At 74.6% G+C, this 13139-nt stretch carries 13 protein-coding genes; 6 read left to right on the top strand and 7 right to left on the bottom strand.

Annotated features, from left to right (window positions below):
• Window positions 1-93 precede the first annotated feature (93 nt).
• The 4 genes from AB0O40_RS02240 to AB0O40_RS02225 all read right to left on the bottom strand — a co-directional run bounded on the left by AB0O40_RS02240 (window position 94) and on the right by AB0O40_RS02225 (window position 3083).
• Window positions 94-849: an SDR family oxidoreductase gene (locus AB0O40_RS02240; RefSeq protein ID WP_365034711.1), complete on the bottom strand. Its 756-nt coding sequence runs from the start codon at window positions 847-849 to the stop codon at window positions 94-96.
• Window positions 850-932: 83 nt separating this feature from the next.
• Window positions 933-1694 (bottom strand): 3-oxoacyl-ACP reductase FabG, encoded by a 762-nt coding sequence (gene fabG, locus AB0O40_RS02235; RefSeq protein ID WP_365034709.1) that lies wholly within the window; start codon window positions 1692-1694, stop codon window positions 933-935.
• 169 nt (window positions 1695-1863) lie between these two features.
• On the bottom strand, window positions 1864-2247 hold the full coding sequence (locus tag AB0O40_RS02230) for a DUF3037 domain-containing protein (protein ID WP_365034708.1): 384 nt from the start codon (window positions 2245-2247) through the stop codon (window positions 1864-1866).
• The gene (locus AB0O40_RS02225) at window positions 2244-3083 is read right to left on the bottom strand and encodes a HipA family kinase (protein ID WP_365034706.1); all 840 of its coding nucleotides are present in this window, start codon (window positions 3081-3083) and stop codon (window positions 2244-2246) included. The genes AB0O40_RS02230 and AB0O40_RS02225 overlap by 4 nt, the downstream gene beginning before the upstream one ends.
• A 505-nt stretch (window positions 3084-3588) precedes the next feature.
• Here AB0O40_RS02225 and argC point away from each other — a divergent pair.
• Genes argC through AB0O40_RS02200 form a run of 5 tightly spaced genes read left to right on the top strand, consistent with a single transcriptional unit; the run spans window position 3589 to window position 9245 of the window.
• Window positions 3589-4623, top strand: coding sequence for an N-acetyl-gamma-glutamyl-phosphate reductase (gene argC / locus AB0O40_RS02220; protein ID WP_365034704.1), 1035 nt, complete (start codon window positions 3589-3591; stop codon window positions 4621-4623).
• The gene (gene argJ, locus AB0O40_RS02215) at window positions 4620-5771 is read left to right on the top strand and encodes a bifunctional glutamate N-acetyltransferase/amino-acid acetyltransferase ArgJ (RefSeq protein WP_365034702.1); all 1152 of its coding nucleotides are present in this window, start codon (window positions 4620-4622) and stop codon (window positions 5769-5771) included. Before argC ends, argJ begins: the two co-directional genes overlap by 4 nt.
• A gap of 56 nt (window positions 5772-5827) precedes the next feature.
• Window positions 5828-6700: an acetylglutamate kinase gene (argB, locus tag AB0O40_RS02210; RefSeq protein ID WP_365034908.1), complete on the top strand. Its 873-nt coding sequence runs from the start codon at window positions 5828-5830 to the stop codon at window positions 6698-6700.
• Window positions 6701-6744: 44 nt separating this feature from the next.
• Window positions 6745-7905, top strand: coding sequence for an acetylornithine transaminase (locus AB0O40_RS02205; RefSeq protein ID WP_365034906.1), 1161 nt, complete (start codon window positions 6745-6747; stop codon window positions 7903-7905).
• Between the two features lie 8 nt (window positions 7906-7913).
• Window positions 7914-9245, top strand: coding sequence for an aminotransferase class I/II-fold pyridoxal phosphate-dependent enzyme (locus tag AB0O40_RS02200; protein ID WP_365034700.1), 1332 nt, complete (start codon window positions 7914-7916; stop codon window positions 9243-9245).
• Window positions 9246-9303: 58 nt separating this feature from the next.
• On the opposite strand, the gene AB0O40_RS02195 is transcribed toward AB0O40_RS02200, so the two are convergent.
• The 3 genes from AB0O40_RS02195 to AB0O40_RS02185 all read right to left on the bottom strand — a co-directional run bounded on the left by AB0O40_RS02195 (window position 9304) and on the right by AB0O40_RS02185 (window position 11797).
• Window positions 9304-9738, bottom strand: coding sequence for a GNAT family N-acetyltransferase (locus AB0O40_RS02195; protein ID WP_365034905.1), 435 nt, complete (start codon window positions 9736-9738; stop codon window positions 9304-9306).
• A 226-nt stretch (window positions 9739-9964) separates the two neighbouring features.
• Complete coding sequence (locus AB0O40_RS02190; RefSeq protein WP_365034698.1) at window positions 9965-11542, bottom strand: amidohydrolase; 1578 nt, start codon at window positions 11540-11542, stop codon at window positions 9965-9967.
• A gap of 42 nt (window positions 11543-11584) precedes the next feature.
• A complete protein-coding gene (locus tag AB0O40_RS02185) occupies window positions 11585-11797 on the bottom strand; it encodes an MbtH family protein (RefSeq protein ID WP_365034696.1) in 213 nt (70 codons plus the stop codon).
• Between the two features lie 103 nt (window positions 11798-11900).
• Between AB0O40_RS02185 and AB0O40_RS02180 the strand changes: the two genes are divergently transcribed.
• Window positions 11901-13013 (top strand): alpha/beta hydrolase-fold protein, encoded by a 1113-nt coding sequence (locus AB0O40_RS02180; RefSeq protein WP_365034694.1) that lies wholly within the window; start codon window positions 11901-11903, stop codon window positions 13011-13013.
• Window positions 13014-13139: the final 126 nt, after the last annotated feature.

The raw sequence follows: 13139 nt of genomic DNA, 5'->3' as shown, positions 1-13139 counted from the left end.
AATGGTCAGGCTCGATGGGGCACTTGATCAATTACCGGTCCGGATTGCGGGGCATTTGGCACCCTTTAGCAAGGCAATCCGTCCGGTTATCGGTCAGCCAACTCCGGCATTAAGAAAGATTCCACCATCAACGACCAGAGTCTGTCCGGTGACCCATTCCGACTGGTCCGAGGTGAGAAATGCGGCAGCTCCGCCGATGTCCGACGGAAGCCCCAGCCGGCCCAGCGGGTAGGCCGCCGCGGCCTCCGCTTCGCGCCCCTCGTAGAGCGCCTGCGCGAACTTCGTCTTGACCACCGCGGGGGCGATCGCGTTGACCCGGACGGCCGGCGCCATCTCGTGCGCCAGCTGGAGGGTGAGGTTGACCATGGCGGCCTTGCTCATGCCGTACGCCCCGATGAAGGGCGAGGCGGAGACGCCGGCGATGGAGGCGATGTTCACGATCGCCCCGCCGTGGTCCTTCTGCCAGGCGTGCCAGGTCCGCTGGGCGAAGCCGAGCGCCGAGATCACGTTGGTCTCGTAGACCTTGCGGGCCACCCCGAGGTCGAGGTCCGCCAGCGGCCCGAAGACGGGGTTGGTGCCGGCGTTGTTGACCAGGTAGTCCACCCGGCCGAACGCCTCCATCACCCGGTCCACGGCCGCGGCCTGGTGGGCCTCGTCGTGGGCCTTGCCGGCGATCCCGATCACCCGGTCCGCGCCGAGCCGTTCCACGGCCTCCTTGAGGGCGTCCTCGTTGCGTCCGGTGATGGCCACCCGGTCGCCGCGGGCGACCAGCGCCTCGGCGATGCCGTATCCGATGCCCCGGCTCGCGCCGGTGATCAGAGCGACCTTGCCGCTGTCCTGTTCAGTCACGTACGTGCCTTTCATCCCGTGGGTGCGGTCGGCGGCGGCGCCGCACCGGCGGGTGCGGCGCCGTCGGTCGGGCGGAGGCCCGGTCAGTCGAGGGGGCCGCCGGCCACGTACAGGACCTGGCCGGAGACGAAGCCCGCGGCCTCGGCGGTGAAGAAGGCGATGGCGTTGGCGATGTCGTCGGGACGGCCCACCCGCTGGACCGGGATCTGGGTCGCGGCGGCGGCCTGGAAGTCCTCGAAGCCCATGCCGACCCGGGCGGCGGTGGCCGCGGTCATCTCGGTGACGATGAAGCCGGGGGCCACGGCGTTGGCGGTGACGCCGAACTTGCCCAGTTCGATGGCGAGCGTCTTGGTGAAGCCCTGGAGGCCGGCCTTGGCGGCCGAGTAGTTGGCCTGGCCGCGGTTGCCCTGGGCGGAGCTGCTGGACAGGTTCACGATGCGGCCGAACTTCGCCACCACCATGTGCTGCTGGCAGGCGCGGGACATCAGGAAGGCGCCGCGCAGGTGCACGTTCATGACCGTGTCCCAGTCGGACTCGCTCATCTTGAAGAGGAGGTTGTCGCGCAGCACGCCCGCGTTGTTCACCAGGATGGTGGGGGCGCCCAGACCGGCCGCGACCCGCTCGACGGCCGCCTCCACCTGGGCGGCGTCGGAGACGTCGCAGCCGACCGCCAGGGCCTTGCCGCCGGCCGCGGTGATGGCCTCGACGGTGTCCTTGCAGGCGGCCTCGTCGAGGTCGAGTACGGCCACGGCGCGGCCCTCGGCGGCCAGCCTGATCGCGGTGGCGGCGCCGATGCCCCGGGCCGCCCCGGTCACGATGGCGACGCGCTGCTCGGTGGTGGACATGCTGGATCTCCTCGCCCTTGGGTGCGGCGCCCCGATGCCTGCGCGGTGCGGCGGCATTCTCTGAGCAACCGCTTAGTAGGTTCAGCGCAGCTGACGCTAGAAGCCCTGGCACCCGGTGTCAACGGCACCGGGTGACCGGGGCTCCCCCGCTCGGGCAGGAGTGCGGTGCTCAGCGCACCAGCAGGTCGAGCAGCCGCTCCACCTCGGCCTCGGGATCGGCCGTCAGGCCGGTGTGCACCGGGCCGGGCTGGACGACCGTGCTGCGGGGGGCGATCAGCCACCGGAACCGGCGCCCCGGGTCGTCCCCGGCCGCCGCGCCCGCCTGGGTGCCGCCCGCGCACACCCCCTCCACCGCCCGCAGGGCGGCCCGTACCCCCACCACGTCCGCGTGCGGGTCCAGGGCCAGCAGCTTCGCCTCGTCCAGATGGGTCCGGGCGGCCACGAAGGACTTGGCCCGGCAGTACACCAGCACCCCGGCGTTGAAGAGCTCACCGCGCTCGACCCGCGGGACCACCCGCACCAGCGCGTACTCGAAGACGTCCCGGTCGTTCACTTGCCTTCGCTCTTCTTCGTCGGGTGGGTGGGGGGCAGGCGCTCGGCGAGCCAGCCCGGCGGCGCCGAGGGGGCCTTGAGCGGCGCGTCCATCGAGATCCGCTCGTGGATGGTGGCCGCGCGCGGCAGCAGCACGTCCACGTACGCGCGGCGCAGCGCGTCCGGGGTCTCGAAGCCCGGCTCGTCGGTCAGCCACGCGTCGGGCACGTCGGCCGCGACCTCGGTCAGCAGCTCCTCCGTCACCAGGGGGGCCAGCTCGGCGGCCGCCGCCGGGACGTCCGGCGCGAAGGGCGCGAGGACGTGGTCGTGGGCGTTGTAGGGCTTGGCGGCGGCGGCCTGCGCGGTGGGCCAGTTGTGCTGCCAGATCATGGTGGCGCCGTGGTCGATCAGCCAGAGGTCCCCGTGCCAGACCAGGGTGTTGGGGTTGCGCCAGGACCGGTCCACGTTGTTGACCAGCGCGTCGAACCAGACCACCCGGCCGGCCTCGGCCGGGTCGACCTGGTAGGCGAGCGGGTCGAAGCCGATCGAGCCGGGCAGGTAGTCCATGCCGAGGTTCAGGCCGCCGCTCGCCTTCAGCAGCTCCTGGACCTCCTGGTCCGGCTCGCCCAGCCCGATCACCGGGTCGAGCTGGATCTGCACCAGCTCCGGCACCCGCAGCCCCAGCCGCCGGGCCAGCCGCCCGCAGATCACCTCGGCGACGAGGGTCTTGCGGCCCTGCCCGGCCCCGGTGAACTTCATGACGTACGTGCCCAGGTCGTCGGCCTCGACGATCCCGGGGAGCGAGCCGCCCTCACGCAGGGGCGTGACGTAGCGGGTGGCTGTCACTTCTGTAAGCATTTTCCCAAGATATCCATTCGTCGGGCCTTGCGATCCAAGGAAGCCCTCCTCGGCGGACATCGGAGGCTCAGCGCCAGGGTAGACGTCGCGATCATGGCCGCCCCGCGCGACTCCGGACATCCGGCGCGGCGGCCTGGACACCATCCTGAGCGGTAGTTAGGTTAGCCTTACCTCAATGTCGAGGTCGGTGACGGCTCGCGCCCCGCCCGTCCACAGGCGTCCGCCGAGATGAGTCAGGGTCAGATTAGGTTAGGCTAAGCTAATCGCCGAGTCGCTACGGAGGGGTGCGCGCTCACACACCATCAGGGGGAACTCGCTGCGCTGGGCCGCCCACAGCGCCGCGGTGTGCAGAGCGAGGCGCGGCTGCGCGGCCTGCGGGTCGTCGGGGCGTCACAAGAGGTTCACAGGGACGCGTGAGCGCGTCCCGCCCCCCGCCATGCCGCGGCGCCACGCTGCCCCCACGGACCTCGCAGGTCCCTCACGCACACAGAGAGAACGGAAGAACATGACCGTACGGGTCGCGGTGGCCGGTGCCAGCGGCTACGCGGGCGGGGAACTGCTCCGCCTGCTGTCGGCGCACCCCGGCGTGGAGATCGGCGCGCTGACCGCGCACAGCAGCGCCGGCCGCCCGCTGGGCTCCGTACAACCCCACCTGCCGGGGTTGGCCGAACGCATCCTGTCGGACACCACCGCCGCGGCCCTGCGCGGCCACGACGTGGTCTTCCTGGCCCTGCCCCACGGCCAGTCCGCCGCCCTGGCAGCCGAGTTGGCAGCGGACACGCTGGTGGTGGACTGCGGCGCCGACTTCCGGCTGCGGGATCCGGCCGCCTGGCAGCGCTTCTACGGCTCCCCGCACGCCGGGACCTGGCCCTACGGCCTGCCCGAGCTGCCCGGGGCCCGGGCGGAGCTGACGGGCGCCCGGCGGATCGCGGTCCCCGGCTGCTACCCCACCGCGGTCACCCTCGCCCTGTTCCCGGCGTTCGCCGCCGGCCTGGTGGAACCGGAGGCCGTGATCGTCGCCGCCAGCGGGACCTCCGGCGCCGGCCGCTCCCTCAAACCCCAGTTCCTCGGTGCCGAGGTGATGGGCTCCATGACCCCGTACGGGGTCGGCGGCGGCCACCGGCACACCCCGGAGATGGCCCAGAACCTGTCCCGGGTCGCCGGCGGGGACGTGACGGTCTCCTTCACCCCGACCCTGGCACCCATGCCCCGCGGGATCCTCGCGACCTGCTCGGCCCGGCTGCGTCCGGACACCACGGCCGGCGAGGCCGACGTCCGGGCCGCGTACGCCGCCCGGTACGCCGACGAGCCGTTCGTCCGGCTGCTGCCGCCCGGGCAGTGGCCCACCACCGCGGCCGTCCTCGGCTCCAACACCGTCCAGGTGCAGATCGCCGTGGACCCCGACGCCCGCAGGCTCGTCTGCGTGAGCGCCGTCGACAACCTCACCAAGGGCACCGCGGGTGGCGCGGTGCAGAGCATGAACATCGCCCTCGGCCTGCCGGAACGGCAGGGCCTGCCCACGAATGGAGTGGCCCCGTGAGTGTGACCGCCGCGCTCGGATTCCTCGCCAGCGGAGTGACCGCCGGCATCAAGGAGTCCGGGGACCCGGACCTGGCCCTGGTCGTGAACCGGGGGCCGCGCCGCGCCGCCGCCGGCGTCTTCACCTCGAACCGCGTGCAGGCCGCGCCCGTGCGCTGGTCCCGCACCGTCCTGGCCGACGGCCGGATATCCGCCGTCGTGCTCAACTCCGGTGGCGCGAACGCCTGCACGGGACCCGGCGGAGCCGATGACGCCCGCACCATGGCCGAGCGCACGGCGCGGGCCCTGAGCGTGCCGGTGCCCGACGTCGCGGTCTGCTCCACCGGCCTGATCGGCGTACGCCTGCCGATGGACCGCGTGACGGCCGGCATCGACACCGCCGCGGCCGCGCTGTCCCCCGACGGCGGCGAGGACGCGGCGGTCGCGATCAAGACCACGGACTCGGTGCACAAGACGGCGGTGGCCGGCGGCGCGGGCTTCACCGTCGGCGGGATGGCCAAGGGCGCGGGCATGCTCGCACCGGGCCTGGCGACCATGCTGGTGGTCCTGACCACCGACGCCGTCGTGGAGTCGGACCTGCTGGACGCGGTCCTGCGGCACGCCGTGCGCACGACCTTCGACCGGGTGGACTCGGACGGCTGCATGTCCACCAACGACACCGTGCTCCTGCTGGCCTCCGGCGCCTCCGGCGTCACGCCGACGGCCTCCGACCTCGCGGCGGCCGTCCGGACCGTCTGCGACGACCTGGCCCGCCAGCTCATCGGCGACGCCGAAGGCGCCTCGAAGGAGATCGAGGTGGCCGTCGTCGGTGCGGCCTCGGAGGCGGACGCCGTCGAGGTGGGCCGCTCGATCGCCCGCAACAACCTGCTCAAGTGCGCCCTGCACGGCGAGGACCCGAACTGGGGCCGGGTGCTGTCCGCGATCGGCACCACCTCCGCCGCCTTCGACCCCGACCGCCTGGACGTGGCCATGAACGGCGTCTGGGTCTGTCGCGACGGCGCCGAGGGCGAGTCCCGGGAGAAGGTCGACCTGTCGGACCGCCGGATCACCATCACCGTGGACCTGCGCACCGGAGGCTCCTCCGCCGTCGTGTGGACCAACGACCTGACGGCCGAGTACGTCCACGAGAACAGCGCGTACAGCTCGTGAGCGGGCCGGGGATCACGGAGACGACCGCGCCCGCCGCCGTACCCGGCGCCCGGGACCTGCCCTGGGTCGAAGAACTCCAGGGCCGCACGGTCGTCGTCAAGTTCGGCGGCAACGCCATGGTGGACCCCGCGCTGCACCGCACCTTCGCCCAGGACGTGGTGGAGCTCTGGCACGCCGGGCTGCGGCCGGTGGTCGTCCACGGCGGCGGACCGCAGATCAGCGCGCTGCTCGACCGGCTCGGCATCGAGTCCCACTTCGAGGCGGGACTGCGGGTGACCACCCCGGAGACGATGGACGTGGTGCGCATGGTGCTCACCGGCCGGGTCCAGCGGGAGCTGGTCGGGGCCATCAACGCCCACGGACCGTACGCCGTGGGCCTGTCGGGCGAGGACGCGCACACGATGACCGCGGTGCGCCGCCCGGCCGTCGTGGACGGCCTGCCGGTGGACATCGGGCTGGTCGGCGAGGTCGTGGCGGTGGAGACCGGCACCGTGGACGCGCTGCTGGCCCAGGGACGCATCCCGGTCGTCTCGCCCGTCGCCCGCGGCGAGGACGGACAGGTGTACAACGTCAACGCCGACCTCGCCGCGTCGGCCCTGGCCGCGGCGCTCGGCGCGGACCGGCTGGTGGTCATGACCGACGTCGAGGGCCTGTACGCGGACTGGCCGCACAGCACGGAGGTGATCGACCGCCTGGAAGCCGCCGAGCTGGACGCGCTGCTGCCCGCGCTGACCAGCGGCATGCTCCCCAAGATGGAGGGCTGCCTGCGGGCGGTGCGGGCCGGCGTGGGCCGGGCGCAGGTCGTCGACGGCCGGGTGCCGCACGCGCTGCTGCGCAGCGTGTTCACCGAGGACGGACCCGGCACCACGGTGGTGCCGGACGGCAGGCCCGGGCCCGTGGCGCCCGGCCGCGAGGAGGACGGCACGTGACCCCCGACCGGACGACCCCGCTCACCGACCGCTGGCGCGCGGTGATGATGGACACCTACGGCACTCCCCCGCTGGCCCTGGTCAGGGGCGAGGGCAGCACGGTCTGGGACGAGGACGGCCGCGCCTACACCGACTTCACCGGCGGGGTGGCCGTCAACAGCCTCGGGCACGCCCACCCGGCGCTGGTCACCGCGGTACGGGAGCAGGCCGCCCGGCTCGGCCACGTCTCCAACCTCTTCGTCGCGGAGCCGTCCGTGGCCCTGGCCGAGCGGCTGCTGGACCTCTCGGGCCGGCCGGGGCGGGTGTTCTTCGCCAACTCGGGCGCCGAGAGCGTCGAGGCCGCCTTCAAGATCGCGCGCCGGACCGGACGCCCGCACCTCGTCGCCACCGAGGGCGGCTTCCACGGGCGCACCATGGGGGCGCTGGCCCTCACCGGGCAGCCGGCCAAGCGCGACCCGTTCCTCCCGCTGCCCCCGGAGGTGACGCACGTCCCCTACGGCGACGCGGCGGCGCTGCGCGCGGCGGTCACCGAGGACACGGCCGCGGTCTTCCTCGAGCCGGTCCAGGGCGAGGCGGGGGTCCTCCCCGCGCCGCCGGGCTACCTGCGCGCCGCCCGGGAGATCACCCGGGCCGCCGGCAGCCTGCTGGTCCTGGACGAGGTGCAGACCGGGATCGGCCGCACCGGCCGCTGGTTCGCGCACCAGGCGGAAGAGGGCGTGGACCCGGACGTGATCACGCTGGCCAAGGGGCTGGGCGGCGGGCTGCCCATCGGCGCCACGGTGGCCTTCGGCGACGCGGCCGGACTGCTGACGCCGGGTCAGCACGGTTCCACCTTCGGCGGGAACCCGATCGCCTGCGCGGCCGGGCTGGCCGTGCTGGAGACCATCGAGAAGGACGGCCTCCTCGCCCACGTCTCGGCCGTGGGACGGCGGCTGCGCAGCGGCATCGAGGCCCTGGGGCACCCGCTGGTCCGCGAGGTGCGGGGGGCGGGCCTGCTGCTGGGCGTGGTGCTCGGCGCCCCGGTCGCGGCGCAGCTGCAACGCGCGGCGCAGGAGGCCGGGTTCCTCGTGAACGCCGCGGGACCCGCGGTGGTCCGCCTGGCCCCCGCGCTGACCTTGGCGGCCGAGCAGGCCGACGCCCTGGTCGCGGCGCTGCCGGGGGCCCTCGACGCCGTGGCCGCGGAGATGCCCGCCACCAGGGCATGATGTCCGTCGTGTCAGGAGAATACGAGATCACCGGCGGCCGGGCGGCCGACATCGCGACCAGCGTGGAGCAGGGCGTCTCGTCCGGTGCGCTGCCGCCGGGGTCCGTACTCCCGCCCATGCGCGAGCTGGCCGTCCGGCTGGGCGTGAACCCCAACACGGTCGCCGCCGCCTACCGCACCCTGCGCGAGCGCGGGCTGATCGAGACCGACGGGCGGCGCGGCAGCCGGGTGCGGGAGCGTCCGACCACCCTGGCGCGGGACGCCCTGCGCTCCGAACTGCCGCCCGGGGTCCGGGACCTCGCCTCGGGCAGTCCCGATCCCGCGCTGCTGCCGCCGCTGGGCGAGGCCCTGGCCGCCGCGGCCCGGCGGTACGCGCACCGGCCCCGGCTGTACGGCGACGACGTCGTGGTGCCGGAGCTGGAGCGCGCCGCCCGGGCCGCCTTCGACGCGGACGGCGTCCCGGCCGGCCCGGTCCTGCTCACCGCCGGCTCGCTCGATGCCGTCGAACGCGTGCTGAACGCCCACCTCCGGCCCGGCGACGCCGTGGCCGTCGAGGACCCGGGCTGGCGCAGCCTGCTCGACCTGGTGCCGGCCATGGGCCTGAAGGTGCTGCCGATGCCCCTCGACGAGGACGGCCCGCTCCCGGACGGCCTGGCGGCCGCCCTCGCCGCCGGGGCCCGGGCCGTGATCGTGACCGACCGGGCGCAGAACCCGACGGGTGCGGCCGTCACGGCCGCGCGCGCCGCCGAACTGCGCGCCCTGTTGGGGCAGCACCGGCAGGTCCTGGTCATCGACGACGACCACGGGCACGGCATCGTGGAGCAGCCGCTGCACACACTCGCGGGGGCCACCGACAGCTGGGCGTTCGTCCGCTCCACCGCCAAGGCCTACGGCCCCGACCTCCGGCTGGCGGTGCTGGCCGCCGACCGGGTGACGGCCGACCGGGTGCAGGGGCGCTACCAGCTCGGCCCGGGCTGGGTGAGCGGACTCCTCCAGCACACCGTCGTCGACCTCTGGGAGCGGGGCGCGCTGGACGGGCCCGCCGTGGCGCGTTCGTACGCCGCGCGCCGCGAGGCCCTGATCGCCGAGCTGGCCGCGCGCGGGGTCCCCGCGCGGGGGCGGGGCGGTCTGCACGTGTGGGTGCCGGTGCCGGACGAGACGGCGGCGGTGGCGCGGCTCCAGGCCGCGGGCTGGGCGGTCACGCCCGGCATCGGCTTCCGGCTGGCCTCGCCGCCCGGGATCCGGCTCACGGTCTCGCAGTTGGGGGCCGCTGACATGGCCGGCCTGGCCGCGGCCGTCGCGGACGCGGTCCGCCCGGCGCGCCCGGTGCGCTACGGCTGACCGCGGGCGGGGCGTACGGCATCGGGCGGGTCCCTTCCGGGGCCCGCCCTCCTGCGCTCTACAGACCGAGGGTCAGGACGCGCGCGTTGCGGCCGGGGTCCAGGGACTGCACCCACCCGCTCGGGGCCAGGCTGGGGCAGGCGGGGACGAAGCCGTGCCGTACGAACAGCCGGCCGTCACCGGTGGTCGCGGTGAACAGCGTGGTCAGCGCCCGGCTCCGGGCCCGGGCGAAGGCGGCGTGCAGCAGCCGGCCCCCCATGCCCGAGCCCTGCCGGTGGCCGGCCACGCAGAAGTTGTAGAGCACCCCCGCCGCGGCGTGCTCGCGCAGTCCGAGGCAGCCCTCCAGGCTGCCGTCGGCGGCCTGGGCCACGAGGAAGTCGCCGGCCCTCGCCACGTAGAGGGACAGCGGCCGTTCGCGCAGCGCGCCGGTGCGGACGAACGGTCCGGAGAGGGCGGCGAGCGCCGGTCCCTCGTCCTCGCGGGCCGGCCGCACGGAGAATCCCGGGTGGTACCGGTCCGCTTCGGCGGGGGCGGGAAGCGGCAGCGCGGCGGGGGCGGCAGGGGGCAGCGTGGCCGTGGTCAAGGCGTTCCTTCCTCAGGTGAGGCCGTTCGCGGCACGGGAACTCCCGGACGGGCCCGAGGAGACGGGGGTGGCGGGACACCCCGCCGGAACGATCGAAGTAAGGTTAGCCTTACCTAGGCGATTGGGCCAAGCCGGCTCACGGCTTCCCCGCCGTCGCCTCGCGGCCGTCCACGAAGGTCGCCACGACCTCGACGGCCCCGATCCGCGCCGGATCGACCCGCCGCGGGTCGTCCCCCAGGACGACCAGGTCGGCGCGCTTGCCGGGGCTCAGGCTGCCGGCCCGGTCCTCCCATCGGCAGGCGTACGCGCCGGCCACGGTGTAGGCGCGCAGGGCCTCCTCGACGGTGATCGCCTCGGCCGGGCCGACCGGCCGGCCGGAGGCCGAGGCGCGCTCGACCATGAACTGGACGGCGCGCAGCGGGGACCCGTCCGTGACGGGCCGGTCCGAGCTGCCCACCAGGGTCACCCCGTGGTCCAGGAAGGCCCGCCCGCGGTACATCCAGGGGGCCCGCTGCGCGCCCATGATGGCGGAGTAGTCGTCCCCGAACGAGTACAGGAACGTGGGCTGGACGACCGCGCTGACGCCGAGCCGCGCGAAGCGCGGGAGCTGGTCCGGGCGGATCAGCCCGGCGTGCTCGATGCGGTGCCGCGCGTCCGGCCGGGGCCGGAGCCGCTGGGCCGACTCGATGGCGTCGAGCGCCAGGTCCGCGGCCCGGTCGCCGATGGCGTGGACGGCGAGCTGCCAGCCGGCGAGGTGGCCGTCGACCACGAGCTGCGTCAGACGCTCGGGGTCGTCCTGCAACTGCCCGGCGTGGTCGAGGCCTTCGTACGGGGCGGTGAGGGCGGCGGTGCGGGCCATCATGCCGCCGTCGGTGAAGATCTTGAGCGCGCCCAGTGACAGCCAGTCGTCGCCGAACCCGGTCCGCATGCCCAGGTCCAGGGCGCGCGGCAGGCCGTCCTCCCGATGGGCCTCGCGGGGACGCAGCGTGTCGCCCGCCGCCATCAGCTGGACCCGCAGCGGCAGCCGGCCCTGGTCCCGCAGCAGTTGGTAGGCACCGAGTTCGACGGGGCTGTGGCCGAGCAGCCCGCCGCCGACGCCCGCCTCGGCCACGGCGGTGACCCCTTCGGCGAGGCAGGTGCGCGCCGCCCGCTCGACGGCGTCGGCGATCTCGGACTGGGAGTACGGCAGCCGCAGCCGCCGGGCCGCGGCCATGGCGCCCTCGGCCAGGAATCCGTCCTGGTGCGGAGTGCCGGCCGGGAGCAGGTCGAGGACCGCGCTGCTGACCACGCACCCGTGGCCCGAGTCGTGCATCAGGAAGACCTTGCGCCCCTGACCGACCGAGTCCAGTTCGGCGGCGGTCAGATGGCGGCCCAGGGCGCGCTGGTCGTAGCCCATCACCTCCACCCAGGCACCCGGTCCGCGGGTGCGGGCGACCGCCTCCGCCACGACCGCCAGCACGTCCTCGGCCCGCCGGCAGGGGGCGACGCTCGGGGTGCTCTGCTTGAGCCCGGTCCAGGCCAGGTGGACGTGGCTGTCGATGAACCCCGGCAGCACGGTGGCGCCTTGGAGGTCGATCACCTCCCGGGCGGGCAGGGAGGTCACGGCCTCGTCCAGGCCCACGATCCGGCCGCGCCAGATGCCCAGGTCGCGGGCGACGGGGTGGTCGGGGTCCATGGTGAGGAAGGTGGCGTTCGTCAGCCTCGTGCAGAGCATGGAAGGTCCGTCGGTCGGGGGCGGTCGGCGGCGGGCGGCGGGTCAGGCGCCGCTGGCCGCGGCCAGCGAGCGGGGGCGCAGATCCGTCCAGTGCGTCTCGATGTACTCCAGGCACTCCTCGCGGCCGGCCTCCTCGAAGGCGACCGTCCAGCCCCCGGGGACCGCGGAGAAGGACGGCCACAGGGAGTGCTGGCCTTCGTCGTTGACGAGGACCAGGAAGCGGCCGTCTGCGTCGTCGAACGGGTTGGTGCTCATGCTGGGGTTCCTCCTGGAGCCGATCGGGAGCCGGAATACTTAGGTTAGGCTCGCCTAATTGTAGAGCTTAACGTTTCCCCATCCCCCTCACAAGGAGACCCTGATGCCCGCACCCGAGCCCGTCGCGCCGAGCGACCCGGAGGGCCCGTTCGCCGCCCACGGCCTCGCCGGCACGCCCGGTACCGAGGAGTTCTGGGCGACCGCGGCCCCGGCGTCCACGCCTTCCGCGGACGGCGGTTGGACCACGCTCTTCCTCTGGCGCGGCAGCTCCCCGGCCACCGTCGACTTCGAGAGCTGGTCCGATCCGGTGCCGATGCTGCGGTGGCGCGCGACGGACTGCTGGTACGCCGAGGTCCCGATGCCGGCCCGGCTCAGGGTGACGTACCGGTTCCTGGCCGAAGGGGCCGGGCACGCCGACCCGTTCAACCCGGCCGGGGCGGGCGGCGACCGGTCGATCCACGCCACCCCCGACGCTCCCCCGCAGCCGCACTGGCCCGTCCTGGGCTCCGACGCCGTGCTGCCGCTGCCCCGTACCCGGATCCGGTGGGCGAGCGAACGGCTCGGCGGACGCCGCACGGTGCGGGTGCACCCGGTGGCCGGCGGCGGCCCGCTCGTCCTCCTGCTCGACGGGGACGACTGGCTGCACCTGCACCCCGCCATGACCGCCTTCGACGCGGCCGCGGCCGCGGGCGAGATGCCGCCGGTCACGCTGGTCTTCCTCCCCTCCAAGGACCGGGCGGCCGAGTTCGGCTGCCGGCCCGAGCTGTGGGAGGCGGTACGGGACGAACTCCTGCCCCTGGTGGCGGAGTGCGGCGTGCCGGCGGACCCGGACCGCCTGGTGGTCGCCGGGCAGAGCCTCGGCGGGCTGAGCGCCGTGTACGCCGCCCTGCGGTTCCCCGAGCTCGTCTCCCGGGTGGCCTGCCAGTCCGGGTCCTTCTGGTGGACGCCGGAGGCTGCCGGGCTCGCGGACCCGCTGGGCGGGCCCGTCGGCGGCGCCGTCGCCGACCTGCTGCGGGAGCGGCCGGCCCCCGCCGGCGCGCGGATCGCCTTCGACCTGGGCGAGCACGAGGCCCGGATGCGACCGCACTGCGAACGCGTGGAGGAACTGGCCGGGCAGGCCGGTGCGGCCGTCCGCGTGTCCAGGTCGGCGGCCGGCCACGACCGGGCGGGCTGGCGGCAGGCACTGCTGCGGGACGTCGCCTGGGCGCTGGCCTGATCCACCGAAGCCGGACTAGGCCGTCTCTTCCGGATCTTGCCTGACCCGCGCCTCCCCCAGCTACCGCTGGGAGGTGCCCCCAGGCACCGCACCTCGCCGCGTTGTCGGGCCCGCCCAAGTACGTCC

This window comes from Streptomyces sp. NPDC089919, assembly GCF_040684615.1.
Classification (GTDB): Bacteria; Actinomycetota; Actinomycetes; order Streptomycetales; family Streptomycetaceae; genus Streptomyces.
This window is presented reverse-complemented; position numbering and strand designations above follow the sequence as displayed.

Excerpts from the sequence above, each read along its gene's own strand:
- AB0O40_RS02180 (WP_365034694.1), top strand. The coding sequence starts at position 11,901 with ATGCCCGCACCCGAGCCCGTCGCGCCGAGCGACCCGGAGGGCCCGTTC.
- AB0O40_RS02225 (WP_365034706.1), bottom strand. The coding sequence starts at position 3,083 with ATGCTTACAGAAGTGACAGCCACCCGCTACGTCACGCCCCTGCGTGAG.
- argC (WP_365034704.1), top strand. The coding sequence starts at position 3,589 with ATGACCGTACGGGTCGCGGTGGCCGGTGCCAGCGGCTACGCGGGCGGG.
- AB0O40_RS02190 (WP_365034698.1), bottom strand. The coding sequence starts at position 11,542 with ATGCTCTGCACGAGGCTGACGAACGCCACCTTCCTCACCATGGACCCC.
- AB0O40_RS02185 (WP_365034696.1), bottom strand. The coding sequence starts at position 11,797 with ATGAGCACCAACCCGTTCGACGACGCAGACGGCCGCTTCCTGGTCCTC.
- fabG (WP_365034709.1), bottom strand. The coding sequence starts at position 1,694 with ATGTCCACCACCGAGCAGCGCGTCGCCATCGTGACCGGGGCGGCCCGG.
- AB0O40_RS02205 (WP_365034906.1), top strand. The coding sequence starts at position 6,745 with ATGATGGACACCTACGGCACTCCCCCGCTGGCCCTGGTCAGGGGCGAG.